The organism is Bradyrhizobium sp. KZN70725 (genome assembly GCF_055264925.1).
On the sequence record NZ_JBUYWT010000013.1, the window covers coordinates 178,451 to 205,252 of the forward strand.

A 26,802-nucleotide genomic window follows, 5' to 3' on the forward strand; every position below is an offset into this window, starting at 1 on the left:
TCTACGTCACCTGACGCATCCGGGGAACAGGTGGCGTTGCACGAAGACACTGCAGCCTGTCGGGAAGGTCCGAAACTGGCCCCTTAGCCGGCATGACCGAGTGCGCCTCGCGAGTGCGCACCCGAGGCTGATGCGGACATTCGTCGGCAGGCGGATTGATGGCTACACGCCCCGGATCGAGGTGCGTGCCGAGCACCACTTTGCAAACAACAAAAAAGCCGGCGTTGCCGCCGGCTTTCGTGTCTGTTGGCTCGCTGCTGCGCGATCAGTGCGCGGCTTCGAGCGCGGCTTCCTGCCGGGCAATCGTGCCCTTCACGGCCGACTGCACCTTCTCGAACGCGCGGACCTCGATCTGCCGCACGCGCTCGCGCGACACGCCGAACTCGGCGGCGAGGTCTTCCAGCGTCATCGGCTCGTCCGCCAGACGCCGCGCCTCGAAGATGCGGCGTTCGCGCGGGTTGAGCACGCCGATCGCACCGTTCAGGGCCTGGCGGCGATGATCGAACTCCTCGCTCTCGGCCATCAGGGCTTCGGCGTTGGGCGAGTTGTCGACCAGCCAGTCCTGCCATTCGCCGGCTTCGCCGTCGTCGCGGATCGGGGCGTTGAGCGACGCGTCACCGCCGAGGCGGCGGTTCATGTCGATCACGTCCTGATCGGTCACGCCGAGGCGCTTGGCAATCAGCTTGACCTGGTCGGGGTGGAGATCACCCTCTTCCAGGGCGGAGATCTTGCTCTTCGCCTTGCGCAGGTTGAAGAAGAGCTTCTTCTGGTTCGCGGTGGTGCCCATCTTCACGAGCGACCAGGAACGCAGAATGTACTCTTGTATTGACGCCTTGATCCACCACATGGCGTAAGTGGCGAGACGGAAGCCCTTCTCGGGCTCGAATCGCTTCACCGCCTGCATCAGGCCGACATTGCCTTCCGAGACGACCTCGGAAATCGGCAAGCCGTAGCCGCGATAGCCCATGGCGATCTTGGCCACGAGCCTGAGATGGCTGGTGACGAGCTTATGCGCCGCGTCGCGATCGTCATGCTCGCGCCAACGCTTGGCGAGCATGTACTCCTGCTGGGGTTCCAGCATCGGGAACTTGCGGATCTCGGCGAGGTATCGAGAGAGGCCGGATTCTCCATTGAGGACCGGCAACGTAGCTGTACGGGCCATTTGAGCGCCCTCCAGTGGTTCAGGCCCCCGATAGCGGCGGGCCCGGCAGGTGGCCGCTGGGTTAAAGCCGGCCATGCTGCGATGTTCCGCGCTGGATATTCAGCGCAGGTGCAACATACACCAAACTGTCCGTGATAGGGAAGGATTGCTGACGTCACGTCCCCGTGTGGCAGGTATAACCTGTTGTCATAACGCGGCTTTTCCGGGAGAGGTGCGTCATACCGCCGCTTCCAGCGCCCGTTGCAGAAGAAGTAAATCCTCCGGCAAAGGCGCCTCCCAGTGCAAAAGTTCTCCGGTCCGGGGGTGCTCCAATGCCAGCAGATAGGCGTGCAGGGCCTGCCGGCCCAGCGCAGTGAGTGTGTCCTTACCTTCCGCGCCGAGCTGCCCGGCCTTGGTCTTGAAGTGGGCGCCGTAAACGCTGTCGCCGAGCAGCGGATGGCCGAGATGGGCGAGGTGCACGCGGATCTGATGGGTGCGTCCGGTCTCGAGCCGGCACGCCAGCAGCGAGGCGACCGGCTTGCCGTCGCGGCCGGCAAAGCTCGATAGCACCTCGAAATGGGTGATCGCCTCGCGGCCGCCCTGGCGCACCGCCATCTTCTCGCGGGCATGCGGGTGGCGGTCGATCGGCGCGTCGATGGTGCCGCGGGGCCGGTTCGGCACGCCCCAGACGAACGCCATGTAGCCGCGCTCCATCGGCCCGGTGCGGCCATGGTCGGCGAACTGCGCGGTCAGCGACTGGTGGGCGTGGTCGTTTTTGGCGACCACCATCAGCCCCGTGGTGTCCTTGTCGAGGCGGTGCACGATGCCCGGCCGCTTGACCCCGCCGATGCCGGACAGGCTCGAGCCGCAATGCGCGATCAGCGCGTTGACCAGCGTTCCGCTGGCGTGGCCGGCGGCGGGATGCACGACGAGGCCCCTCGGCTTGTCGATGACGATGATGTCGTCGTCCTCGAACACGATATCGAGCGCGATGTCCTCGCCCTGCGGCTCGGCGGGCGCCGCCTCCGGCACGTCGATTATGATCGTATCGCCTTTGGCGACATGATAAGCGGGGTCGCGGACGACGGCGTCCTTGACGGTCACGGAACCGGCGAGGATCAGCGCCTTCAGCCGGGACCGGGACAGCTCGGGACTGCGCTGCGCGAGCACGCGGTCGAGCCGGGCCGAGCCCTCGTCGCCGGCGACGACGACCTCCAGCTTCCGACCGCCATTCGAAGAGACTTGTTGCGAAGACACTTGCAAAGATAGAGCCTTGTGATGACCGACACCGCTGTGACCGAACCGACCCCCGACCAGGCCGCGCTGATCGCGCGGGTGCGGCGCATGATGCTGATCGCGGGCCTGACCTCGGCACTGGCCGTGGCCGTCGTATTGATTGCCATCGGCTACCGCCTTTATCGCAGCGAGGGAAGCCCCGTTTCCGTTTCCGACGTCACTGCTGCGCTGCCGAAAGGCGCGCGCATCGTCGCCACCGGTGTCGCCGGCGAACGATTGGTCCTCACGCTTGACGTGGGCGGTGCAACAGAGATTCGCACATTTGATGCAAAGACGCTGAAACCTGTCGGCAGGCTGAGCTTCGTCAACGAACCCTGATCGCAGCAGTCGCGAAGCCGCGCCGTCGATCAACCGAAAGCTGCAGCGTATTTTTTGCGCATGCGTTCTCGCATCGAGAAGGTGTGTCGCCATCTTTTCGGCCGAGTTGCACGTTCAGCTTGCGCCATGTCGCAAGCCAACTCCAGCGCTTCGATCGAACAGTCCGGTGAATCCGATGCGGCAGGGTCGTGCGCCGACCCGACGCGCCGCGGGGTGTTGACCGCGCTCGCAGGCTGCGCCTGTCTCGCCGCGATCGAGCCCGCCGCCGCCGATGATGAAGAACTGCCCGGTGCCAGCGAGCGGCCGCAAAAAGCCGATCGGCTCGTGCGCGCCGAAGGCGACAAGGCCGGCCAGGTCATCAAGTCGGACGATCTGACCCTGGGCGGCCCGCCCATTCGCGCCTGGCCGCAGGATCCGAAGACCTCCGTCATCCGCAAGGGCTCGCGGCTGAACGAGGTCGTGCTCGTCAAGCTCGATCCCGCCGAACTCGACGATGCCACGCGCGCCCGCGCCCCTGACGGCATCGTCTGCTACTCGGTCATCTGCACGCATGCCGGATGTCCGATCACTGCCTGGTTGAAGGAAGAGCAGGGCGACAAGAACGTCCTGAAATGCCTCTGTCACAACTCCGAATACGATCCGCGGCAGAATGCGCAGGTCGTGTTCGGGCCGGCGCCACGTCGCCTCGCGGCATTGCCGCTGACGGTTGCCGACGGCGCGATCACGGTCGCAGCGCCATTCGTCGGAAAGGTGGGTGCTCAGCAGGGAGGATGAGGCCACATCGGGATTTCTGCATGACCTAAACTGAAAAAATCAAAACAGAGCAGGGAGGTAGCATCTCATGACAAGCAAGCAGTGGTTACTGTCGAGTTGTGTCGCATTCACGTGCCTCATTTCGACCTATGCCGTCGCGGGGCCGATCGAAAACTACAGTTCGGTGACCTCGGCGCGTCTCGAAAATCCCGAACCCGGCAACTGGATGCTGTATCGCCGGACCTATGACGGACAGGGGTATAGTCCGCTCAACCAGATCAACACCTCCAACGTCAAGGACCTCAAGCCGGTCTGGACCTTCTCGACCGGCGTCATCGAGGGCCATGAGGCGCCGCCGATCGTCAACAACGGCGTGATGTTTGCCGCGACCCCGATGGGGCAGGTGATCGCGCTCAACGCCAAGACCGGCGAGGAGTACTGGCGCTACAAGCGGCAGCTTCCCGACGATCTGTTCCAGCTGCACCCGACCAGCCGTGGCGTCGGCCTGTGGCAGGACAAGGTCTACTTCGCCACCACCGACGACCATGTCGTCGCGCTCGATGCCAAGACCGGCAAGGTGGTCTGGGACACCAAGGTCCAGGACTACAAGAAGGGTCAGTATCTGACGCTGATGCCGCTGGTGGTCGACGGCAAGGTGATCGTCGGCGGCTCCGGCGGCGAGTTCGGCGTGCGCGGCTATGTCGTCGCCTACGATGCCGAGAGCGGCAAGGAGCTCTGGCGCACCTTCACCATCCCCGGCGAAGGCGAGCCCGGGCACGAGACCTGGAGTGGCGACGACTGGAAGTCGGGCGGTGGATCGGCCTGGATGACCGGCACCTACGACAAGGACAACAAGACGATCCTCTGGGGCGTCGGCAACGCTGCGCCGTGGCCGGGCTCGGCTCACGCCGGCGACAACCTCTACACCAGCTCGGTGATCGGTCTCGATCCCGAGACCGGCAAGATCAAGAAGCACTTCCAGTATCACCAGAACGATTCCTGGGACTGGGACGAGGTCGATGCGCCGATGCTGGTCGACCTGCAGCGTGACGGACGTTCGTTTAAGAGCTTGATCCACCCGGGACGCGACGCGATCTTCTGGGTGCTCGAGAACAAGCCCGACAAGATCAACTACGTGTCCGGCTGGCCGTTCGTGAAGACCAATGTCTGGAAGGGCATCGAGGCCGAGACCGGTCGGCCGATCGTCGATCCCGAGCACAAGCCGGTGATCGGCAAGCGGGTCGAGTTCTGCCCGTCGCTGTGGGGCGGCAAGGATTGGCCGTCGGCGGCGTACAGCCAGAGCACCAAGCTCGTCTACGTTCCCGCCAACGAGAACTTCTGCGGCGGCTTCACGGGCGAGAAGCAGCCGCTGGTACCCGGCCAGCTCTGGCTCGGCACCAAGCCGGAGGACATCGGACTGACGCCGGCACCGAACGCCGATCATTTCGGCGAGTTGCAGGCGTGGGATCCGGCCACCGGCAAGAAGGTCTGGCAGCACGACTTCAAGACCTCGCAGCTGTTCGGCTCGGTGACGGCGACCGCGGGCGATCTGGTTCTCGCCGGCGGCACCAACGACCGGATGTTCCGAATCTTCAACGCCAAGACCGGCGAGCTGTTGTGGGAGCAGAAGACCAACTCCGGCATCATGGCGATGCCGATGTCCTATGAGGTCGACGGAACGCAATACATCGCGGTCCAGTCAGGTTGGGGCGTCGACGCGCAACGCATCCAGGATGCTCTGGCCGGCAAGGTCAAGGGCTTCGAGAACAACGTCCCGCAAGGCGGCGTGATCTGGGTGTTCGCGCTCGACAAGAAGTAAGCCACGTGATCCGAGCTTCGGTCCTGATTGAATCAGGACCGAAGCGCCGGCTTGTTATGACGCGTTTTCTCCAAGCGAAACGGTGTTCGTTCCGTTCGAAAACGCTTCTCACCTATAGGGGGCGATGCGATCGGGAAGCGGCGGATGGGGAGACCGCCGCTTCCCGGTCCGCGCTTGCTTTATTTGCCCTTGGTATCGACCTTCCGCTTCTCGTCGTCGTTCATCTGCTTGATCGTGGGATCGCGGCTGGCCTCGCCAGTGGTCTGGCCGGTGGTCGCTGGCGGGCCGCTGCTCGGAACCGAGTTCTGGTCGGGCAGCACCTTGGCCGGGCGCGTCGCGGTCGCTTTCGGCGGCGAGTCCGTCTGTGCGAGCGCAGCCTGCGTCGCAAAAAGAAAGACGCCCGCGGACAAGGCTGCCGCGAGCGTCCCGAACGTCTGAGGCGGGGTTCTCATCGATCTGCTTCCTCTATAAAGCGCGATCGATGAGAACTGCCTATCTCGTCCGTCGTTCCATCCTGAAGGATAAGATGAGCACGACTCTGTCTAGGTCATTGCGAGCGAAGCGAAGCAATCCATAGCTCGGCAAAATGGAAGGATGGATTGCTTCGTCGCTGTCGCTCCTCGCAATGACGCAGTTGATAGATTCACGTTCCTCTCACGTTTCCAGCTGCTTGCCGATCGGAAGGGCGCGGATGCGCTTTCCGGTCGCGGCAAAGATCGCGTTGATCAACGCCGGCGCAAACGGCGGCACGCCGGGCTCGCCGACGCCGCTCGGCGGGGTGTCCGCGCCGGGCGGCACGATGTAGACGTTGGTGATCACAGGCGACTCGTCCATCCGGATCACCGGGAAGTCGTCGAAATTGCCCTGCTGCACCTTGCCGTCCTTGAAGCTGATCTCGCCGTATTTGGCCAGACTCAGCCCCATGATCGCGGCACCCTCGATCTGCGAGTGGATCCGTTCCGGATTGACATAGGTGCCGCAATCGATCGCGGTGTCGACCCGCGGCACCGAGAACTTGCCCTTGTCGTCGATCGCCACCTCGACGATGGTCGCGATGTAGCTGACGAAGGAGCGGTGCACCGCGATGCCGAGGCCGTGGCCCTTCGGCACCTTTCGGCCCCACTCGCCCTTCTCGGCGACCAGCTCGACCACCTTGCGCAAGCGCGCGGTGTCGATCGGGTAGCTGTCATAGGGCTCGCCGTAGTTCCAGGGATCCTTCACCGAGGACAGGTTGACGATCCGCGGGCTTCCGATCAGCTCCAGCAGCATCTCCTTCTGGTCGCGGCCCGTCGCATGCGCGATTTCCCCGACCATGGATTGCACCGCGAAGGCGCGCGGGATGTTGGAGACCGAGCGGAACCAGCCGATCCGCGTGAACGCGGCCGCTTCCGGATTCTCGCACTGCAGGTTGGCGATCTCGAACGGGTTGTCGATCAGGCCCATGCCGAGCTCGAACGGCGCCTCGTGATTGGCGCCGGCGGCGAAGGTCGAGGCGATCGTTGGCGCCACGCTGCGGTGCCGCCACGCAATCACCTTGCCGCTCTTGTCGAGACCGGCCTCGATCCGTTCCACCGAGACGGTGTGCAGGAAGTCGTGATGCACGTCGTCCTCACGGGTCCACTGCACCTTGACCGGCGCGCCGAGCTCCTTCGACAGCAATGCCGCCTCGAGCGCGAAGTCGCATTTCGACTTGCGGCCGAAGCCGCCGCCGAGCAGCGTCACGTTGACGGTGACATTGTCCTCGGGAATGCCGAGCGTCTTGGCGACGTCCTCGCGGGTGCCGCCGGGGCTCTGCACCGGCGCCCAGATCGTGGCCTTGTCACCCTTGACGTCGGCCACCGCGACCGGCGGCTCCATGCTGACATGGGCGAGATGCGGCAAATAGTACTCGCCCGTGATCACCTTGTCGGCGCCCTTCAGCGCCGCATCGACATCGCCTTCCTTGCGCACCACGAGGCCGGGCTTGCGCGCGGCTTCCTCGAGCGAGGCACGATAGGTGATGGAGTCGTATTTGGCGTTGGCGCCGTCGTCCCAGACGATCTTCAGCGCGTCGCGGCCCTTGATCGCGGCGCCCGTGTTGCGCGCGATCACGGCCACGCCGCCGAGCGGCTGGAACTTGGACGGCCAGGGCCAGCCCTTGACCTCCATCACCTTCTCGACGCCCGGCACCTTCTTGGCCGCGCTGTCGTCGAACGACTTGAGCTTGCCGCCGGTGACCGGCGGACGCGCGATGACGGCGTATTTCAGGCCGGGCAGCCGGACATCGGCGCCGTAATGCGCCTTGCCGGTGGTGATGTCGTGCAGGTCGACGATCGAGACCTGGCCCTTGCCGAGATAGCGGAAGTCCTTGGGGTCCTTCAGCTTGAGGCCCTCGACGCTCGGCACCGACTCCTTTGCGGCGTCGGCCGCGAGTTCGCCGAAGCCTGCCTTGCGGCCGCTCGCGCTGTGCACCACCTCGTGGTTCTGCGCCTTCACCTCGGTGACCGGCACGCCCCATTTCTTGGCGGCGGCGGCTTCCAGCATCGAGCGCGCCGAGGCGCCGATCTGGCGCATCGGGATCAGATAGTGCCGCGTGCTGCGCGAGCCGTCGGTGTCCTGGTTGCCGAACTTGACCTCGTCGCCATGCGCCTGTTGGACATGGACGCGCGACCAGTCGGCCTCCATTTCCTCGGCGACGATCAAGGGCAGGCTGGTGCGCACGCCGGTGCCCATCTCGGAGCGGTGCGCCAGGATGGTGACGATGCCGTCGGGGGCGATCGCGACGAACACGCGCGGGTCGACCACGACGCCGTGCGGCATCTTGCCGGCGCCGGTTTCATAGGCGAACGCCTGGCGCGTCATCACGGGCGCGGCGAGCACGAAAGAGCCGGCGATGCCGAGCCCCTTGAGGATGCTGCGGCGCGAAACGTTCTCGACCTTCACGTGCTTCTCGAAGCCGCGAAGCTTACTGGGATTGGTGCGGATATTCATGTCACACCCCCGTCGATGCGAGATGGACGGCATTCTCGATCCGCTGGTAGCAGCCGCAGCGGCAGATATTGCCCGCCATGGCTTCGCGGATCTGGTCGTGGCTGGGCTTCGGGTTCTGGTCCAGCAGCGCCGCGGCCTGCATGATCTGGCCGGCCTGGCAGTAGCCGCACTGCGGCACGTTGACCTGGCGCCAGGCCTTCTGCACCGGATGGTCGCCGGTCGGATGCAGCCCCTCGATGGTGGTGACCTCGCGGCCGACGACGTCGGACACCGAGGTGATGCAGGCGCGAACCGCCTCCTTGTCGACGATCACGGTGCAGGCGCCGCACAGCGCCTGGCCGCAGCCGAACTTGGTGCCCGTGAGGCCTGCTTCGTCACGGAGATACCAGAGCAGCGAAAGATCCGGGTCGCCGTCCCAATTCTGTTCCTGGCCGTTGATTTTTAGTTTGATCATGGTCTGTCCTCGCTCTGCTTAAGCTATTGACCTGTGCGGCGCGAGGTGCGGAACGTCTTCCATGGCCTGCGACCGCGCTGATGTTTGTTGTGCCAAGATATTCGTGAGCCAAATCTGCCGTGCGCCAAGGCCGTCAAGCGCTTGCGCTTTGTTCCAAGCACTCCTCTCGCTTGTCCGGCGCCGTGCGGGGCGCAGCATGGTGAAGGGCTGCGATGTTAGCAGAGACGGACGCCGGGTGACTTCACAGCCAAGTGTTTTGCATTGCCATTTGGCGAAAGCAGGGCCGTGCACGACGACGACATGACATCTCAGGGTGGCCATCATGCAATCGCGCGGGCGGTGCCACTGTAGCGTGCAGGTGCGACGCGCTCGGGCAAAGGCACGCGCGGCATCTCGCCCGGCACCGCCGTCCCCGGTGCGCGATTGCGCACCTGGGGGCATCGCGCGGCGATGAACCCGGAATCCAGCGCTATGGCGCCGGATGCCCCCGGCGGCGTTCGTAAAGCATGCGTGACAAAATCCCCGCCGCAATGCACAAGGCATCTTGCGGCGGCCGGATTTCAAGGCTATTGCCTTGCCTCTCAACGCTCCCTTCGTCTAGCGGTTAGGACGCGGCCCTCTCAAGGCTGAAACAGGGGTTCGATTCCCCTAGGGAGCGCCAAATGTTCGCTATTCCACGACATTTTACGATACGGCTCCATTCGCCGGGAGCTTTCCTGCTCGACGACTGATTGATCACGCCGGCCGCCTGAGCAGTTGCCGCCTTGTGCTCATTTGCGTCCCGGTGACGCAGCTTCGAGCCCTCATCGCGCCTTGGCGGGCAATCCCCACCACGAAACAAGCGGCGGGCGTCCCTCGTTTCCGCTATGATGAAGCCATGACGATCGGGATTACCGGACCCGGCCGGAAAGGACCACGGCAAAGTGGCGTGGTCAGGCTGATCGTTGCGGCCATCGTCATCACGATTTGCCTGATCCTGCTCTCGTTCGCGAGCGACTTCCTGGTCGATTGGCTGTGGTTTTCATCGATCGGCTACCTACAGGTTTTCCTGACGGCGATCGGCGCCAAGGCGATCGTCTTTCTCTCCGTCTTCGCGGTGACCACCGTCGTCCTCTCGCTGAACGGAGTCCTGGCGGTGCTGTTTGCCATGCAGCAGCCGCTACAGAACCGAGTCGCCCCGGGGAAGGTCGCCGGTTTTACGGCGCCGCCCGATCCGTTCGTAGAGCTGCGCGACCAATTAGCCCGGCCGCGGTTTGTCGCGCTCGGTGCGGGCGTGCTCGCCGTGCTGGTTGCCGCAGGCGAAGTCGGCAATTGGAACATCTTCCTGCAGTTTCTCTACCACGTGCCCTACGGTGCGCAGGATCCGCTCTACAACAAGGACATCGGGTTCTATCTCTTTTCGCTACCCGCCTATATCGCGATCAAGAACTGGATGCTGTTGACAATTATCCTGGGCGCGCTGTTTGCCGGAGCGATCTACTGGGTGCGCGGCGACATCGAATACGATGTTCACAACCGTTCAATTTCGCCGACCGTGATCGCGCATGGCTCGGCGCTGATTGGCCTTCTGTTCGCGGTGAAAGCCTGGTCCTATGGGCTCGACCGCTATCTGCTGCTCTACGGCGACAATGGTGTCGTGGTCGGGGCGAGCTACACCGATGTCCATCTGGGGCTGCCGGCTCTGTGGTTGATGATCGGGCTTTCGATCATCGCGGCGCTCATCGCATGGGCCAATTTGCGGGCGTGCACCTACCGGCTTCTTGCCGCCGCGTTCATCCTCGTCGGCGTCGGCTCTGTCATGCTGTCGAGCCTCGTCCCTTCGCTTTTCCGGCACTTCGTCGTCAAGCCGACGGAGTTGGAGCTGGAGAAGCCCTACATCGAACGCAACATTGCGCTCACCAGGCAGGCCTACAATCTCGACCGGATCGCAACCAGGCCGTTTGCCGCTGAACAGAGGCTGACCTTCAAGACGCTGGAAGCGAACAAGGCGACCATCGACAACATCCGGCTGTGGGACTGGCTGCCGCTGTCGAATACCTACGCGCAGCTGCAGGAGATCCGTACCTATTACAAATTCCACGATCTTGACGTCGATCGCTATTGGCTCGACGGCTCCTACCAGAGCGTGATGCTCTCGGCCCGCGAACTCCGGGCCTCCCTGCTGCCGGCGAACGCCCAGACCTGGGTCAACCGCCACGTGCTGTTTACGCACGGCAACGGCGCAGTGATGAGCCCGGTCACCCGCAAGAACACGGAAGGACTGCCGTTCTTCTATTTGCGCGATATTCCGCCCGTTGCCGACGGTGGCCCCAGGATCGACGAACCGCGCATCTATTTCGGCGAAGAGAGCGACGACTACGTCATCGTCAAGGCCAGCATCCCGGAGTTCGATTATCCGAAGGGGAAGGACAACGTCTATGCGGCTTATGACGGCAGCGGCGGTGTGCCGATCGGAGCATTGGGATGGAGAACGCTGTTCGCCTACTACTTCAACGACGCGAATCTGGTCCTCTCAAGCTATATCACGGCCGACAGCCGGATCATGATCCGGCGCAACATTACGGAACGGGTGCGCACGATCGCCCCATTCCTCAGGCTCGATCATGATCCCTATCTGGTCGTCAGCAACGGTCGGCTGTTCTGGATGCAGGATGCCTACACCACGAGCTCCTATTTCCCCTCAGCGCAGCCCGTGCCGGAGCTCGATCTCAACTACATCAGGAATTCGGTGAAAGTTGTCGTCGATGCCTATAACGGGACGGTCGATTTTTACCTGATCGACCCAAGCGACCCCATTGCAGCGACCTACCAGCGCATCTTCCCGGACCTGTTCAAGCCGTTCATGGCCATGCCGGCGGATTTGCAGAAGCATATCCGCTATCCGGAGAATCTGTTCCTGATCCAGGCGCGGCTGTATCAGACCTACCACATGGAGCAGGCCGAAATATTCTACAACCGCGAGGACTTCTGGCAGTTTCCGCGACAGCCGGGCGGCGACGGCACTTCGGTGATGACCCCCTATTACATCATCATGCGGCTGCCCGGCGAGCCGCAGGCCGAGTTCTTCCTGATGCTTCCCATGGTACCGAGCCGTCGCGACAATATGATCGCGTGGCTCGCGGCGCGTTGCGACGCCCCCGACTACGGCAAGCTGATTGTCTACGAGTTCCCCAAGGACAAGCTTGTCTACGGGCCGTTTCAGATCGAGGCACGGATCAATCAGAATACCGAGATCTCGCAACAACTCACGCTGTGGAATCAGATGGGCTCGCGGGTGATACGCGGTGCGAACCTGCTGGTGATCCCGATCGAGAACTCGATCCTTTATGTCTCGCCGCTCTATTTGCGCGCCGAGCTTGGACACCTGCCGGAGCTGAAACGCGTGATCGCGGCCTACGGTGAGCACGTCGTGATGAAGGAGACGCTCGCTGACGCCCTGGCCGCGTTGTTCGCGGAGCCCGGTGCGGTGCCGGCGGTTTCAAACGCAACGGAAACGGTGTCCCCTGCAGGCGGGACGGCGAGCCCGGCGCAGCAGGCGCTCGATCACTACAATCAGGCGATGGAGCGATTGAAGGCGGGAGACTGGAAAGGTTTCGGTACCCAGTTCGATGCCCTGCGCGAGCCCCTTGAGGAAATGAACCGACGCTCCGCCGGTCACTAGAGCATGATCCGGAAAAGCGTGTAGCGGTTGTCCGAAAAGATCGTGTCAAATCAAAGGGCCAGAGCGGGATGACGATTCGAAGAAAAGTCATCGCGCTCCAATGGGCTCGGGGAATTGTGAGTGCGGACGCACGCCTCAATCGGGTATTGTTAAAGGTCGCATTGCAATTTCAATCACATAAGAGTTCGCAGTTTCGTTCCGATTGGCGCGCCATTGAGCCCTCATCCGCAAACCCGGAACTGACCCGCTTCGGCACGTAAAAGCGGCCATTTCGCGCGCATGCCTGCGGCTCCCGATTCAGATTGCGGTGCCGTTGGCCGCGATCACATTCGTGAACGATTGCGGAGGTCTTTCGGAACGGGCTCGCGCGAGAGCGTGCCCTGGTCGTTCGCCCATCGCGAACTGATCGGCGCAGCATCAGACGCGATACCTAGACTCCGCTGCAAATCCGCTGCTATACTTTCAGTTGCTCGACCGGCGTAAGGCACGCGCCGACATTTCGTTTGATTGCGATATCGCGAAAAGGAGCTCAACGATGGCGATCACGCTGACGGTCTTGGCGAGCCTGCTGCAACTGCACGGGCCGGGTGCGACAATCGAAAGCGATCATCAGGGTATCGACGCATTGCTGAGTGGTGTGCGCGAGCAGAGCCTTCAGGAACAGGGCGCTCAGGAACAGAGCCCTCAAGAACAGAGCTTGCAAGAACAGAGCCCTCAAGACGTACAGGGCTTCCAGCTGGGGGTGGTTTCCGACCAGCCTCAGGCAACTCAGGTTTATTTCAGGCGCGGGGCCTTTGCCAGGGGGCCCTATGCGGGCGGCTTTCGCAGGGGCGGCGGCTACTATCCGGGCGCCGGCGCATTTCGCAGGGCCGGCGGATATTATCCCGGAGCAGGCGCGTTCCGACGAGGTGGCTTCGTCAGAGGCTACTAGAGCATGATCCGGAAAAGTGGAAACCGGTTTTCCGAAAAGATCATGCTCAAACAAACAGATGAGATCATGATGCGGTTCCGTGGAAACGCATCATGATCTAGCCCGATCGCAGCTTGCCGGTAATCCGCATGTCGGTTGACGCTTCAAATTCCGTCGCGTTCCAGGAGCAGCCGATCACGCAGTTGCTGGTCAAGGTAGCGGCGAGGTGCAACATCGATTGCTCCTATTGCTACTGGTTTCGCGATGCGGCCGTCTATGACAAGCCCAAGCTGATGAGTGCCGAGGTGCTGCAACAGCTGTTGCTGCGCCTCGAACAGCACGTCGCCAGATACTCCCTCGTCGACTTTCCCGTGATCCTGCACGGCGGTGAGCCGCTGCTTTGGGGTGTCGATAATTTTCACCGTTTTGCGGAGGGCTGCGAGGGCATTTCATCCCGGACCGGCTGCGAGATCCCGATCGCGGTGACGACCAACGGCATCCTGATTGACGATGAATGGCTCGACTGCTTCGAGGCCCGCAATATTTCGGTGGCGATCAGCATCGATGGGCCGGCACATATTCACGACGCTCACCGCAAGACGTTTCAAGGGACCGGCACCCATGCCGCCGTGGAACGCGCCGCCCGCATGCTGGTATCGCGCGACATCGGCGTGATCGCCCTCGCGGTTTGCAACCCGGCCTACGCGCCGCAGGAGTACGCGGATTTTTTCGCGGCGTGCGGCATCGCCAACTACGACATCATGATTCCCGACGCGACGGTGGACGAGAAGCCGTCGTCCATTGCCCCGTTCTATAACGGCCTTTTCGATTTGTGGCTGGAAGCCAATCGCACGACGCCGACATCGAATGTCCGCATCATTTCCGACATGGTCTCGGCCCTGATCGGCAACAACGCGCCGACCGAAGGTGTCGGCCACAAGCCGGTCGAGCTTTGCACGGTCATGACCGACGGCACGGTGGAGGCCCACGACGTGTTGCGCATTGCGGGTGACGGTTTCACCAACACGCGGTTCAACATCTTCGATCACGCGATCGACGACGTCAGGACCGAGCCGCGCTGGAAAGCCGCACGCGATGCTTCAGTCAATCTTTGCGAGAAGTGCCGGCAATGCAAGTTCATGAACGCCTGCGGCGGAGGCTACCTTCCGCACCGCTTCTCCACCAAGAACGGTTTCGACAATCCGTCGGTTTATTGCGACGATCTCTATTCGATGTTCGAGAACATGCAATCCGTGCTGGAACGTCATCTCTACGTCCGCAAGCAGGACGGGGAACGGATTGACGTGCGCAACGCAGCGGCGGGCGGTTAGGCAATTCGGCACGCGCGGTATCGTTCCATTGCGCGCAACGCCCGACCGCCTCAGGACCACCGTCGAAACACCAGGCTGGCGTTGACGCCGCCAAATCCAAAACCGTTCGAGATCGCGTGTTCGATCGCCATCGGCCGCGCGACGTTCGCGACGAGGTCAATGCCCTGAGCTGCGGAATCGGCGTTCTCCAGATTGAGCGTGGGCGGCGCGACCTGATCGCGCAGCGCCAGGATGGTGAAGATCGCCTCGATGCCGCCGGCGGCGCCGAGCAGATGTCCGGTCGCCGACTTGGTGGCGCTGACGGCAATCCCTCCCGCGCGCCCGAACACGCGCTTGATCGCTTCCAACTCGGAGAGATCGCCGACCGGCGTCGATGTCGAGTGCGCGTTGAGATGCTGGACCTCGCCGGGCCGCAGCCCGGCCTGCTGCAGCGCCGCCTCCATCGCGCGCCGGGCGCCGTCGCCGTCTTCGGGACCAGCGGTGATGTGATAGGCGTCCGCCGTCGTGCCGTAGCCGATGAGCTCGGCGATCGGTTTCGCGCCGCGCCGAAGCGCGTGTTCGAGCTCCTCGATGACGAGGACGCCCGCGCCTTCGCCCATCACGAAGCCGTCGCGGTCGCGGTCGAACGGCCGCGACGCCCGCGCCGGCGTGTCGTTGAACGACGTCGACAGCGCCCGCGCCGCCGCAAAGCCGCCGAGGCTCACCGGATCGATGCAGGCCTCCGCGCCGCCGCAGATCGCAATGTCGGCTTCGCCTGATCTGATCAGGCGCGCGCCGTCGCCGATCGCTTGCACGCTCGCGGCGCACGCGGTCACCGGCGCGCCGATCGGACCCTTGTAGCCGTAGCGGATGCTGATCTGCCCGGCCGCGAGATTGGCCAGGAAGGAGGGAATGGTGAACGGCGACAGCCGGCGCAGGCCGCTCTTCTCCGCCGTGCGCACGGCGTCCGCGATCGCGGGAAACCCGCCGATCACGGTCGCGGTGCGCTGCTGCGCCTGCGCGTCGGCCGGCATCCAGCCGGCTTGCGCCACGGCTTCAGCCGCTGCGAGCAGCGCGAACAGGATGAACCGGTCCATCTTCTTCTGGTCCTTGCGCGGGGCCGCCAGGTCAGGATCGAAGCCGCCCTCGGCATCCCCGGCCTTGTCAGGAACCTGTCCTGCGACGCGCGCCGGCAGCGCCGCCGCCCATTCCGGCAATGCCGTAAGCCCGGAATGCCCCGCCAGCAGCCTCGACCACACCAGTTCGGTGCCACAGCCCAGCGGGGACACCGTCCCCAGACCGGTCACAACAATTCGACGCATGGCTCTCCTGTCGCGCCCTGGTGCGAACCGGCATGGCCGGGATTCGAACCTGCCCGGGCGTCGGGTCGTTATATGATGTTTGTCATCTATTGTCTCGACCGGCCGGACGTCAAGGGATTGACTTCGCTCTCAGCGCTCCGCTGACGAGCAACTGCCGTCAGGCAGCAACGATCACGCCGGGACGACGATATGGTCCGGCGCAATGCCCGCCCGGTGACGCGCATACATCGTGGTGTAGGCGGCCTCGATATGCCGGGTGAAACGTTTGGTATCGAACAACGGCGCCGTCAGCCGGTTGGCCGCCAGCCTGGTGCTGAGCGCCGCGAGCCTCGAAGGATCGGTCGCAAGATCGACCGCCATGCGCTCATAAGCCTCCGGAGATTCCGCAATGAGCTCGGGCAGGCCGACCGCATGGAGCAAGCTCGCCGCGACCCGGCTGGCAAACGTGTCGCCGAGAATGGTCAGCACCGGCAGGCCGGCCCATAGCGCATCGCTGGCGGTGGTGTGGGCGTTGTAGGGCGTGCTGTCGAGGAACAGGCCGGCGAGGCGATGGCGTGCGAGATGGTCGGGTGACGAAATACGCGGCGCGAACACAAGGCGCTCCGCAGCGACGCCACGCGCGACCGCCTCCTTTCGCAAATTTGCGGCAGAGTCGGCGTTGGCTTCGAGGAGCCACAACATGCTGCCCTCGACGCGGCCGAGAATCCTCATCCACCGATCGAACATGTCAGGCGTGATCTTGTAGTTGTTGTTGAAGCAGCAGAACACGAAGCCGGTCGGCGCCAGCCCGACGTCGCCGCGCGTGAACACGCGATCGGCAATGACGCGCTTGTCGTCGTTGGCCTGATAGTTGTCGGGCAGGGCGACCACCTTTTCGCTGTAGAATTCGCGATGGCGGTCCGGGATCACGGTACGGTCGGCGATGATGTAGTCGATGAACGGGGCACCGAGTGTTCCCGGATAGCCCAGATAATTGACCTGGATGGGGGCGGGCCGGCGGCCAAGGACTCTGGTGCGGGATCCCCCGGTAAAGCCTTTCAGATCAACCAGGATGTCGATCTCCAATCGTCTGATCAGGTCGGCGACCTCATCGTCGTTGATGTCCCGGACCTCGACAAATCGATCGAACGACGCCTCCAGCCGTCGACGCATCTCCGAGGGCTCGTTGGGCGACCACGAGATTGCCACCGTCTCGAATTTCGACCGGTCGTGGCACTCGAACATCCCTGCCATCAAGAGCGATGTCGCGTGGTTGCAGAAATCCGACGAGAAATAGCCGACGCGAATTCGATCGTGATGGTAGCGCTCGCCCCGCCAGCGCTGGCTTGCGGACGGCGGATGATTCTTCGCGGTCCACCGCGTGGCGCATAGCAGTTGGTCGGCGGTCGATGAAGGAAGGCTACAAAACAGAAATGGCGGCGTCGTCGCGTTCCGGGTCCTGATCAACTCGACAAGTCGGTCGCACTCGGCGTCAAAGCCGGCCCAGTCGCAAATGTGGGATTTGGCGTGCAGACGATAGCCTTCGATGTCGGCCTGGTCCGGTTTGAGCGCGACGGCCTTGTCATAGGCGGCGAGTGCCTCGGGGTAGCGCGCCAGAACGGATAGAACCTTGCCGCGGTTGGCGTAAGCAGCCGCATCGTCGCCCTTGTGCCGGATCGACTTGTCGATGCTGGCGAGCGCCGCCTCATGATGCCTGAGCCTGAACAGCGCCGAGCCGCGGTTGTTGTAGGCTTCGGCATAGTCGGGCCGCAGGGCGATCGCCTTGTCGTAACTTGCAACGGCCTCTTCGAGACGATCCAGTTCGACCAGCACGTTGCCGCGATTGTAGCACGCGCCGGCGATTCCCGGGGCCCGGTCGTAGCTCGCGAGCGCATCATCGAACCTCTTGAGGTCGTTGAGCACGTTGCCACGATCGTTGTGTGCGCCGGCATCGTTGGGCCTGAGCGCAATCGCCCTGTCCAGGCTCGCCAGGGCTTCCTCCGGCCGCTGCAGCTTTCTCAGCGCGGCGCCCCTGTTTCGATGGGGGTCTGCATGGTCGGGCACCAGCGCGAGCACGCGATCGTAGCTTGCGAGCGCCTCCTCGTGGCGCCCGAGGTCCGCAAGCGTGATTCCGCGATTATAGAGCGCCGGCGCGAGGTTTTGCCTGAGCGCGACCGCCACATCGAAGCTCGCGAGCGCTTCGTCGAAGCGGCGCAACGCGCGCAGCGCGTTGCCGAGGTTGCTGTGCGCGTCCGCGACGTTGCCGTTGAGCCTGATCGCGCGCCGGATCAGGTCGACGCCGCGCTCGCTGCGGCCGGTCTGCGCGGAAATCAGGCCCAGCAGATGCAGCGCATCGAAGTTGTCCGGCTGCTGTCGGAGCAAGTCTTCATAGATCTTCTCTGCGGCCGCCAACTGACCCCGCTGATGCAGCGCGACCGCCTGCGCGAAGGCGCGCTGCAAGTCGGTCGAACTGGATTTTTGAGATTCACCTGTTTCGGGCATCGGACGTCTTCACGCGCTCGGTGTCCGGGTCCTGGCCTCACGCCGGCGGACATGTCGCATCCTGTGCCCGCGATAGGGATCGCCCGTTGATTAAAGGTTGAAAACTTGCAGATCGCCCTCGATTGCGCAACGGCCTCCAGGAACTCAGCTCCACGAATAGTCGGGCTGAAGCGGATGGTTCTCGGTCGGCCGAGCGGCTGCCTCGTCAGCCGCAGCCGAACCGTGGACGGTCACGCCGGAAGCGGGGGCATCGTCCGGAGCATCAAGGCCGGCGTTCACGATGCGCCTGCCATTCTAGCTCGAACACGCGTCGTTGCTGAGAAGCGGCGTCGGGTTCTCAGTCGAGTTCTCCCCGCCGCGATACCATGGCTTGAAGCGAAACCCCGTTCTCGCATACGACCATGGCGCGGTCAGGGATCGGGCGCTGCCCTCCGTCGTATATTCTGAAGCGACGCCAGGATCTGGATTGTAGAGCGAGAAGACGCCGCGCCAGCTGCCGTCCGGCTGCTCCTGGGCGTAGGACAGCTCCACCTTGTTTCGCGAGACCGAAACCAGACGATCCGAAGCGTGATCGAACACGAATGGCCGCTCGAACCAGATCGTGGTCTCATCCTGCTTGATTGCGACGTTGGCCTCCTGTCGTGCCGTGCCGCCACCGACCAGCAGGGGAATCCCCAGCGGCACCGCGACATCAGCGGTGGCGGTTGCATTGAGACGGTGGGCGGAAAGCGTCGACGCAAAACCATCCGGCCGCGCAATGACGGTCTTCTTCGTGAACGGGCCGTGCGGGCCATCTGCCGTGGCAACCAGCGCGACGGCGTTCTGCGTGTTGTTGTAGTAGCCGTGATAGAAGATGACATATTCGCCGTTCGCGCGCCGACAGGCATAGCTGATCGACAGCCCGGACGCTTCCTCGGGCAGTGAGGGCGTGATCACGGCGCCGTGGCGCGTGAACGTCATGCCGTCAACGCTGGTCGCAAGCTTGATCTGCTTCGCCGCGCGGTCGAGGTAATAGATCATGTACGGCTCGGCTGCTCCAGGCTCATACACCACCTGCGCCGGGCCGATCCCGCCGGGCTCGGACGCGTCCGACTGAAAGGCGATTCCCCACGGAATCCAGGCTCCTTCGTTCGTCGACGTCCAGAGCCGCCGCTGAAACCAGCCCGTCGTATAGGCCGACGCATAAAGACGCCTTGTATGCGCATCCGGCGCGATCGCGGATGGCCACGCCAAATGAAGAACGCCATCGGGCGGCGACAGCGCCGGCGTCAGGCTCGACACCAGGCCGTCGTCGCCGAACTCCCAGATGTGATAAATGCCGCTGCTCCCGACGCCATTGAGAAACCAGCTTCTGGCAATTGCGCCTGCCGGGAAAAGCGTGAGGATGACGAAAACAAGTCCCCGCACAATCATGAAATTTATCCTGGGTCGTGCCGTCTATCGAGCAAACAATTCCGTTGTGATGACACACTCGGGCGCTCGTTTCGCCCGGAGATTTGTTTCTGAAAATGACGCGGGCCTCGGATTGAAACGCGCAGGATGCTCGGCGGATCAGTTACCGGCGGTGCTCGCAGTCGAGGTTGCGGCCGCTGCAGAGTCTTCTTGAAATCGCTGCCACGGCGGAGATCAGATCGTATTGCACAACGATCGACTCGCTGCCGCCGACTGCAACCAGTACAACGACTGACCGGCCTGATTTCTGTACTCAGGACCGGTTCCGCGCGACCATATCTTGGGAATTTGCAACGACAGGAGAATCCGGCTTTTGTGACCAGCATGGGCTCTAAATCTCGGGAGTACTTGTTCGGAGCGACGGTCAGGCATCTGGCCGAGCGCGCCAAGGAGGCCCGGCTGGAGGCGGATGGTGCGGCCTGCCGGGCATGGAACGCCCGCATGCTCGCTTTTCAGGGGCCCGCCCAGCCGTCGCCCGCGCTCGGCGATGCACTCAACGCCGGTTTCCGCTACCTCGAAGTGAAATGCCTCGGCTGCGAGACGCATCAGACGGTCGCGCTCGATATCGTGAGGCGGCCGAAGTGGACGCCGATCCACGAGCTGGAGCGCTATATGCGCTGCAAGCTGTGCTCGCGACGCTCCGGCTACCCGTTCAAGCGCAGCCATCTTGTGGTACTGCGGACGGCTAAGATCTCCGCAATGAACCCGCCCTCAACCTGGTGGCCGGGAGAGCGCTGACACCGTCGCAGAGCAGGCTGCGCCCAAAGTCCCACCTCACTATTGGAACATTCCAGGCCTTACCCGCTTGTTCCGAAATCCAGAACGAGTTCACTAACGTGACGGACGAATTTGAATATCTAGCGCACCGATTGGTGATTATCGAGCAACCCGGCGGTGGGTTCTTGGTCGAAGTCACGCCGATCGCCGGCGGCCAAACCATCAGAACAATGACCTACCAACGTACTCAAGAAGCGATCGCTGCAGCGAAGCGGACAATCGACAAGCATCCCGAAGGCAGGCGACCTGCCAATCTGGCCCGGTCTTAAAGTGGCTGACCACCCGCTGCGAAATTCAAGCTGAGACCTGTTCGCTCAAAAAGCACCGGCGCGTCAGTTCCTAACGGATGAAAAAATTTCGAGCGCCTAGATTATCCCAGGACAATGCGAGCCCGTGCGGCTGGTGTTCTGACGGTCGCTGGTTGGAATGTCAGGCGAACTGTCATGGTAAAGAAACGGCGCAAACGGACGATACAAACGATGTCGCTCACCGCTCGGCTTGACCGGCTTGCTCAGGAATCGAGGGCGAAAGCGGCAGGTCTTCCCCCCGGAGCAGAGCGCGAGCATTTGCTGAAAAAAGCGCGCGAAGCCCGGCGGGCCATTGAGATCGAGGACCTGCTCAAGCGGCGAGGTATCGAGCTGCCGGTTTGATTTTCGGCGGCGGGATAGCACCGTTAGGCTGGCGCCCCAAAGAATGGCCCCAGCGAGGGGGTACACGCTGAGGCCAAGACGGTTGGATCATCCATGAGATGGCAGGCTCATCACATAAACAGGGCGCCGACGCCTACGATGAGCGCTACGAACGATATCGCCGCCAACGCCATGAGGCTGTACTCGACGCCATCGTCGTGACTGAACCTGAACATATGGAGAGCTTGCGCCGCGGCCTTGGTGTTCGCATTTACTTAGGCGTGTCAGGAGCCGTGTCCCATCTAGGTTCCGGCCTTATCTTAAGTGAAGATTCTTCGCGGGAAGAAGCTGTTGAGCGAGCCTAGCTCCCCGCCGCGAGACGCTTCCTCATTATCGTCAGTCGGGCGCTGACTGCGGCCTCTGTGCGGCCGAGTTTCTGGGCGATCTCGCGCTGGGTTAGCTCGGTCTCGCGGATCATCTGTAGCAGGCGCTGCTCTTCCTCTTCGGCCCAAGCTGGCAAGATGTTCTCCGAATTGTTTCGTCCTGAAATGCCAGTACCAATTGCACATCCTGGTCATCTCGTCTTCCCGGGATTTGCCGGTCCTTCTCGTTTGTTCGGTCGAGTGTCCTAATTAGGACAGTATCTCCCTTAGCACGGGATGCCCGGCCCAAAGCTCGCCGTCGGTCGTCCCGAAAGGGATGACCGGCGCGGGTGGACAGTAAATCAACTTGCCAGGCTTGCTGCACTGGCTCATTGTCCCGCGATCACCGGCGAAGGCTTTGTCCGTAGGCGTCGGTGGCTGAAGACCGAGCGCGCTCCCGCCTGCAAGGAGGAGTTGCGCCATGAGCCAGCCATTCAGCGAAGAGACGATAGCGTTATTGGATCGCGCTCAGCGAGCCATTGATATGCGATCCTGGTGCGTGAACAGAGGCGACGCCATCTCGCCGAGGCCGGCCTTCGGTCGTTCCGGTTAGAGCTAGCGCTTTTCGAGGCAAACAAAGGCCTTTGGCTGGAACAGCATGCTCCAAGATGTTCCATGCCTTTTTAGGATTCGCGGCGCAACCCAGGAACAACTGTTCACTTTGTAACTTAAGGAGTCCACTAAGAGCGCATCGAGAACTGAAGTGAACCAGCCCACTCTAGATCAGCGAACGACGCCGCACAAAGCCATGGACTGGCAGCAGTGCCCCAGATGCTCTGACATCCCCGAACTCGTCCGTGCCTTCCTCGATCCTGTCGGCGGGAAAACCGTGCGGCTCATGGAATGCAAATGCGGCGAACGCATCTGGAGCGACCAAATGACGGAATGACCCAATTTGGGCTACGGCCGCCTCCGTTGGCGGCCTCTTTCATTTTCGCATCCGCCCAAGAGAAAGCCGACCACGCTCGCGCCGGGCTTTTTTCTTGGCCCAAGAAAATGCCCTCAGCGAGGGCGATGGCCCGCGCTTGGCTGACGGCGCTCGGCCCGTCTGGCTCTGTTGGCGATCACCACGAGCCGGTTATTAGCCCCAGCCTCGGTCCGCGCATCTGGACCGCTATGAGCCGGTGATCCATCTCATGTAGGATAGCACCCGTCGCCGCCGTGAGACGGCTCCGGCGCTTTGCGGGGCTAGCGTGCGCGCCAGAGCCGTCCCCACGCGCGCTCATGTCCGAGAGCGCACTGCATATTACCGGGGAATGCGACAAACGCCGACGGCACCTTGGATTACCCCTTAATTGTAAAAACGGCCCCAGCACCTCTGGGGGCCGGGAGGCCGGTGCTGGAGCCGCTACCTGATTCCGGTCTGTGTTGTTGGAGGCAGGTTCACCGGATCATGCTGGCGACGAAAGTTCCGGCACTTGCATGTGTTAATCTCTTGAAGCCCTTAGCTAGCCGAAGTTCGTGTCAGCTCGTCTGGCGAGATGGCGACTTCCTAGCAATTCGATGGCGCCCCCTTTAGGTAATCGCAAAAAGGCCCCAGCACGCCGAAACGCCGTTGCTGAGGCCCAGTCGTCCGATATTGCCGGGGCGCGACCCGACGGAGCTATTGCTAGCACGCTCCTGTGCGACCGCCAGTTTCTCCCAAAATATGCGCAGTAGGCAAGGAACCATCGAGAGGACAAGAGCGTCTAATTGGCGCTTCTGGTCAGCCAAGGTGCCCCCCGACTGCCTGGAAGAAAACCCGTATCGCTCGGGTTGGCGGCCCCCTCGTTGGGGCCGTTTTCAGTTCGCTGCGGAAAGCGCGAGCGGTGCTTGTCCAAAGTTGATCGCAACGATTCACATAGTTCAATGCGGAGCACACCATCCTGCAAGCTAATCGGTGAACTTGCGTTTCACAGGTGGATGGTTGCAATGGAATTTATTGGACGCCCGATGCGAGGCCGTTTCCTCGTTCGGCAAGGAAGCATTGGCTGGATGGTCTACGACAGCGAACTCAAAGGACCGGCACAGATAAAGAAAAATGGCCCCTTTGCCGAGAAGCTGACCAAGGAACAAGCCGAGATCATAGCGCAGGCGCTGACGAACCAGATTCGTGCGAGATCGGATGATCCTGCGCAATCGCGGTGCGTCAAGGCCGCTATAAACGCGCGGTGAAAATGATCGTCCGGAGGGGGGACCATTGTTCATCATCGAACTCTTGAACCCTGACGCGTTCTCGGGAACAGGCAGCATCATCCTGCTCGAACTGACGGACGAGGATTCCGCGATGCGAGCCGCCCGAAAGATCGCTGCCGAGACAGGACGCCGCGTAACCGTGCGGAAAGAAGACATGCAAATCATTGGGACTATATCCGCGCCCACGACCCATTAGATCCGAGCCGAGCGGCGAGGCCGGTCATCTAAGCCCTTGCTCCGAGAAATATTCAGGCCTACGCTCAATCCTGTACGAGCAGTCCAGTTATTCGGAGCCGGCAATGCTTGTTTACCGCCCAACGAATTTGCAGATTGAACTCGAACGGCTGTGCAGGTCAGCGGACGATCTCCTCGCCCGAGCCAACGCTGCGCTGGGGTTGCCCAAGCCCGACACGTTTCTGGGACGAAGTCACCATGAGCCGATTCCGCTTCCGAACGAGCGCGATTTCGGGATCGAATGAGTACCGGTTGATTGCTGCCGACCAGGCCCTAACTCCGACCGGCACCGCAACTCGGCCGACGATCGACGCGCTTGCGGCTGACGGCCACCGAGACAAAGGAGCGGGCTGTTTACTCTCGCGAAACGGCCTCTGGACTCCTGCTTGTTCCCCGAAGCGAAACGGCCCCAGCGAGAGGACATGCCGAGGCCGATTCGGTGCCCCAGCGAGGTGCCAGCCGGGGCCGCTCAAACTGATCGAGAATGTGCCCCGGTCTTCGGGGGCAAGAGCCGGGGCACTTTCATCCATGATGCCGCTCTGCCGCGAGCAGCACATTGCTAACGTCGCTTCGAAGGTGCCGTTCCTAACGACCTTTTCATCGCCGACCCGAGCCGACGCTCAACTCGCTTGCGGCTGGTGCCGACCTTCTTGACGGCCTTCTTCACCGATGCGGCCGACTTGCCGGTCTTCTTCGCCTCATAGCGCACTTCGTAATCCTGCCCGCCGGCGACGCGCGCTCGGTCCTGCTTGCGACCGCGCGCGGTCTGCTTCTTCGCTTTCTTTGCCATTCCGGCCTCCCTGTCGATGAGGGCCAACTCGGTTTATGATCGACCGTTCCATTTGCGGACCCGCGTCGGAACGATTGCGATTGCGCCAGTTTGAATCAGCTTATTGTTTGTGGAGTTGCGTTGTGGCGTTTCAGCGTAGGAAGCCCGAGGCGATCGGGACCAAGGCGCTCTTTCCCGGCTTCATCGCGCCGGCCCTGGCATCGCCGATCGAGAAGGTGCCGAGCGGCACACGCTGGATTCACGAGATCAAGTTCGACGGCTACCGGGTTCAGACTCACATCGCTAATGAAGACGTGAAGATCTACACCCGGCGCGGCAACGACTGGACCAGGCGCTTCAAGAAGGTGGTCCAAGACGCCTGGCACATTTCCGCATCATCAGCCATCATCGACGGCGAGATCGTCGTTCCCTCACCAGACGGCACGACCGACTTCTCCGTGCTGCAGAACGAGCTGCGCGGTAAGTCGACCAGGATCGTGATGGTGGCCTTCGACCTGCTCCATCTCAATGGCCGCGATCTCCGGAAGCTGCCGCTGAAGGAGCGCAAAGCGCTGCTGAAGAAGCTCGTCGCTGGCACCGAGGTCCAGTTCAGCGAAAGCTTCGAGGTGGACGGCCCCAAGATGTTCGCGCATGCCTGTAGGCTCGGCTATGAGGGCGTGGTGTCGAAGGTGGCGGATAGCGCCTATCCGACCGGCACCCGCAGCCGCGACTGGGTCAAGAAAACCTGCGCCCAGCGCGAGACGTTGACCATCGCCGGCTTTGCACTGGACGACAACGAATGGGACGGAATTTACGTCGGCCGGCGCAAGGGCAACGAGCTGATCTACGCCGGCAAGGTCGACCACGGCTTCGACAAGGCCTCGGCCGCCGATCTCCGCAAACGCCTGACGCCGCTGATCCGCAAGACGCAGCCCTACACCAAGCGCATTGCACACAAGGCGATCTGGGTCGAGCCGAAGGTGCTGGCCGAAATCGAGTACCGCGCCAAATCCGCCGAGGGCAAGGTGCGGCATCCGTTCTTTCGTGGGGTGCGAGAAGATCTATGAGCAAGCCTCGCTGCATCTTTTGCGACGACACAAGATGGGTGTGCGAGAATCATCAGGACCAGCCCTGGACCGGTCCGCACGCCTGCGCTTGCGGAGGCGCCGGTGCGCCCTGTCCGGCCTGCAATCAGCCGAATGATGACGGTCCTCCTCGAATGCCGGAGGGCTTCCAACCAGACGAATAAACGAGGCTTGGCCGTGACGTTGCCGACGATCTCGCAGCTGGCGTCCTCCAGCTTCACGTTCTGCACGGTGATAAGCCCAACGGGCCGGCAATTGGAAAGAGAGGGGTACTTCCTCAGTCGGACGCAAAGAGCCCACGGGGTCGGCGCCGGCAGCTTACAGGGGCTAGCCCGGATGGACGGTCCCGTAGATTTACCATGACCCGGAATTCCAGCTGCTCGGCGCCGGAGCGGGCGCTAAGTTGATGGCGCGGGGGCGGCGCCTTGAGGGCAGGAGGCCGCAATGGAGCGTCTGTATTTGGGCATCACCGTCACCAGCACTTACGCGCTGGTCACCTTTGCGCTGATGCTGGCTTTCGTGCACTGACCGCCGGGAATCCGGATCTTTGCTCGCGGGGCCGCTACGGGGTGCGTTGTCTTCGCGGAACGCGGCGATGTCCGGCAACCGGCAAGCTTTTACTGCGTCAGCGGGTTTAAACGTATGCCGAGGCCTGTTTGGCCGTTGCAACGCTCACGGCGTTCGGCATCGCCGCAGCCCTCATGATCCATTAATCTTACTGAGTCAGAAAGCCGCGATCTGGAGGGTTGAGAATCGCATATTAAGGGAGATTCAACGTGGTCGAGGAGGCCGAGATGGATCGCCGAGGGAGAGGAACCAGCGAG

23 protein-coding genes and 1 tRNA gene are annotated in these 26,802 nt (G+C 62.6%); 14 read left to right on the top strand and 10 right to left on the bottom strand.

Features of this window, described 5'->3' with window-relative positions:
• Positions 1-265: 265 nt before the first annotated feature.
• Positions 266-1,162 (bottom strand): RNA polymerase sigma factor RpoH, encoded by an 897-nt coding sequence (gene rpoH, locus ACZBJS_RS15555; protein ID WP_024581019.1) that lies wholly within the window; start codon positions 1,160-1,162, stop codon positions 266-268.
• Between the two features lie 216 nt (positions 1,163-1,378).
• A complete protein-coding gene (locus tag ACZBJS_RS15560; protein WP_316396789.1) occupies positions 1,379-2,398 on the bottom strand; it encodes an RluA family pseudouridine synthase in 1,020 nt (339 codons plus the stop codon).
• A gap of 21 nt (positions 2,399-2,419) precedes the next feature.
• On the opposite strand from ACZBJS_RS15560, the gene ACZBJS_RS15565 reads away from it, so the two are divergent.
• The 3 genes from ACZBJS_RS15565 (at position 2,420) to ACZBJS_RS15575 (ending at position 5,327) form a co-directional block, all read left to right on the top strand.
• On the top strand, positions 2,420-2,755 hold the full coding sequence (locus tag ACZBJS_RS15565; protein ID WP_028333161.1) for a hypothetical protein: 336 nt from the start codon (positions 2,420-2,422) through the stop codon (positions 2,753-2,755).
• Positions 2,756-2,881: 126 nt separating this feature from the next.
• The gene (locus tag ACZBJS_RS15570; RefSeq protein WP_316396790.1) at positions 2,882-3,529 is read left to right on the top strand and encodes a QcrA and Rieske domain-containing protein; all 648 of its coding nucleotides are present in this window, start codon (positions 2,882-2,884) and stop codon (positions 3,527-3,529) included.
• A gap of 67 nt (positions 3,530-3,596) precedes the next feature.
• Positions 3,597-5,327: a methanol/ethanol family PQQ-dependent dehydrogenase gene (locus ACZBJS_RS15575; protein WP_038387773.1), complete on the top strand. Its 1,731-nt coding sequence runs from the start codon at positions 3,597-3,599 to the stop codon at positions 5,325-5,327.
• A gap of 179 nt (positions 5,328-5,506) precedes the next feature.
• Here the strand turns inward: ACZBJS_RS15575 and ACZBJS_RS15580 are convergent, their stop codons facing one another.
• The 3 genes from ACZBJS_RS15580 to ACZBJS_RS15590 form a co-directional block, all read right to left on the bottom strand.
• Positions 5,507-5,779, bottom strand: coding sequence for a hypothetical protein (locus tag ACZBJS_RS15580; RefSeq protein ID WP_316396791.1), 273 nt, complete (start codon positions 5,777-5,779; stop codon positions 5,507-5,509).
• A gap of 202 nt (positions 5,780-5,981) precedes the next feature.
• Entirely contained in the window at positions 5,982-8,297 is a 2,316-nt protein-coding gene (locus ACZBJS_RS15585) for a xanthine dehydrogenase family protein molybdopterin-binding subunit (RefSeq protein WP_463438858.1), read from the bottom strand.
• Position 8,298: 1 nt separating this feature from the next.
• The gene (locus tag ACZBJS_RS15590) at positions 8,299-8,751 is read right to left on the bottom strand and encodes a (2Fe-2S)-binding protein (RefSeq protein ID WP_028333166.1); all 453 of its coding nucleotides are present in this window, start codon (positions 8,749-8,751) and stop codon (positions 8,299-8,301) included.
• Between the two features lie 586 nt (positions 8,752-9,337).
• Here ACZBJS_RS15590 and ACZBJS_RS15595 point away from each other — a divergent pair.
• The 4 genes from ACZBJS_RS15595 to ACZBJS_RS15610 all read left to right on the top strand — a co-directional run bounded on the left by ACZBJS_RS15595 (position 9,338) and on the right by ACZBJS_RS15610 (position 14,653).
• A tRNA-Glu gene (locus ACZBJS_RS15595) sits at positions 9,338-9,412 on the top strand.
• Between the two features lie 216 nt (positions 9,413-9,628).
• Positions 9,629-12,412, top strand: coding sequence for a UPF0182 family membrane protein (locus ACZBJS_RS15600; RefSeq protein ID WP_316395694.1), 2,784 nt, complete (start codon positions 9,629-9,631; stop codon positions 12,410-12,412).
• A 535-nt stretch (positions 12,413-12,947) separates the two neighbouring features.
• Complete coding sequence (locus ACZBJS_RS15605; RefSeq protein ID WP_229189152.1) at positions 12,948-13,343, top strand: hypothetical protein; 396 nt, start codon at positions 12,948-12,950, stop codon at positions 13,341-13,343.
• 128 nt (positions 13,344-13,471) lie between these two features.
• Positions 13,472-14,653, top strand: coding sequence for a radical SAM protein (locus ACZBJS_RS15610; protein WP_316395693.1), 1,182 nt, complete (start codon positions 13,472-13,474; stop codon positions 14,651-14,653).
• Positions 14,654-14,703: 50 nt separating this feature from the next.
• On the opposite strand, the gene fabF is transcribed toward ACZBJS_RS15610, so the two are convergent.
• From fabF to ACZBJS_RS15625, 3 genes are all read right to left on the bottom strand, one after another.
• Positions 14,704-15,954, bottom strand: a complete 1,251-nt coding sequence (fabF, locus tag ACZBJS_RS15615; protein ID WP_463438859.1) for a beta-ketoacyl-ACP synthase II — start codon at positions 15,952-15,954, stop codon at positions 14,704-14,706.
• Between the two features lie 171 nt (positions 15,955-16,125).
• On the bottom strand, positions 16,126-18,435 hold the full coding sequence (locus tag ACZBJS_RS15620) for a tetratricopeptide repeat protein (protein WP_316395690.1): 2,310 nt from the start codon (positions 18,433-18,435) through the stop codon (positions 16,126-16,128).
• A 294-nt stretch (positions 18,436-18,729) separates the two neighbouring features.
• Entirely contained in the window at positions 18,730-19,848 is a 1,119-nt protein-coding gene (locus tag ACZBJS_RS15625) for a glycoside hydrolase family protein (RefSeq protein ID WP_316395689.1), read from the bottom strand.
• A 363-nt stretch (positions 19,849-20,211) separates the two neighbouring features.
• Between ACZBJS_RS15625 and ACZBJS_RS15630 the strand changes: the two genes are divergently transcribed.
• The 3 genes from ACZBJS_RS15630 (at position 20,212) to ACZBJS_RS15640 (ending at position 21,314) form a co-directional block, all read left to right on the top strand.
• Positions 20,212-20,625 (top strand): hypothetical protein, encoded by a 414-nt coding sequence (locus ACZBJS_RS15630; protein ID WP_316395770.1) that lies wholly within the window; start codon positions 20,212-20,214, stop codon positions 20,623-20,625.
• Between the two features lie 98 nt (positions 20,626-20,723).
• Positions 20,724-20,933 (top strand): hypothetical protein, encoded by a 210-nt coding sequence (locus ACZBJS_RS15635; protein WP_141340037.1) that lies wholly within the window; start codon positions 20,724-20,726, stop codon positions 20,931-20,933.
• Positions 20,934-21,143: 210 nt separating this feature from the next.
• The gene (locus ACZBJS_RS15640) at positions 21,144-21,314 is read left to right on the top strand and encodes a hypothetical protein (RefSeq protein ID WP_316395688.1); all 171 of its coding nucleotides are present in this window, start codon (positions 21,144-21,146) and stop codon (positions 21,312-21,314) included.
• Positions 21,315-21,654: 340 nt separating this feature from the next.
• On the opposite strand, the gene ACZBJS_RS15645 is transcribed toward ACZBJS_RS15640, so the two are convergent.
• Positions 21,655-21,813: a sigma factor-like helix-turn-helix DNA-binding protein gene (locus ACZBJS_RS15645; protein WP_200844582.1), complete on the bottom strand. Its 159-nt coding sequence runs from the start codon at positions 21,811-21,813 to the stop codon at positions 21,655-21,657.
• Positions 21,814-23,626: 1,813 nt separating this feature from the next.
• Between ACZBJS_RS15645 and ACZBJS_RS15650 the strand changes: the two genes are divergently transcribed.
• The 3 genes from ACZBJS_RS15650 to ACZBJS_RS15660 all read left to right on the top strand — a co-directional run bounded on the left by ACZBJS_RS15650 (position 23,627) and on the right by ACZBJS_RS15660 (position 24,369).
• The gene (locus ACZBJS_RS15650; protein ID WP_316399446.1) at positions 23,627-23,869 is read left to right on the top strand and encodes a hypothetical protein; all 243 of its coding nucleotides are present in this window, start codon (positions 23,627-23,629) and stop codon (positions 23,867-23,869) included.
• Between the two features lie 25 nt (positions 23,870-23,894).
• Complete coding sequence (locus tag ACZBJS_RS15655; RefSeq protein WP_057019190.1) at positions 23,895-24,086, top strand: hypothetical protein; 192 nt, start codon at positions 23,895-23,897, stop codon at positions 24,084-24,086.
• Between the two features lie 103 nt (positions 24,087-24,189).
• Positions 24,190-24,369: a hypothetical protein gene (locus ACZBJS_RS15660; protein WP_316399447.1), complete on the top strand. Its 180-nt coding sequence runs from the start codon at positions 24,190-24,192 to the stop codon at positions 24,367-24,369.
• A 314-nt stretch (positions 24,370-24,683) separates the two neighbouring features.
• Here ACZBJS_RS15660 and ACZBJS_RS15665 read toward each other — a convergent pair whose 3' ends face one another.
• Positions 24,684-24,914: a DUF3606 domain-containing protein gene (locus ACZBJS_RS15665; protein ID WP_092090290.1), complete on the bottom strand. Its 231-nt coding sequence runs from the start codon at positions 24,912-24,914 to the stop codon at positions 24,684-24,686.
• 122 nt (positions 24,915-25,036) lie between these two features.
• Between ACZBJS_RS15665 and ligD the strand changes: the two genes are divergently transcribed.
• A complete protein-coding gene (gene ligD / locus ACZBJS_RS15670; protein WP_316399448.1) occupies positions 25,037-25,960 on the top strand; it encodes a non-homologous end-joining DNA ligase in 924 nt (307 codons plus the stop codon).
• Positions 25,961-26,802: the final 842 nt, after the last annotated feature.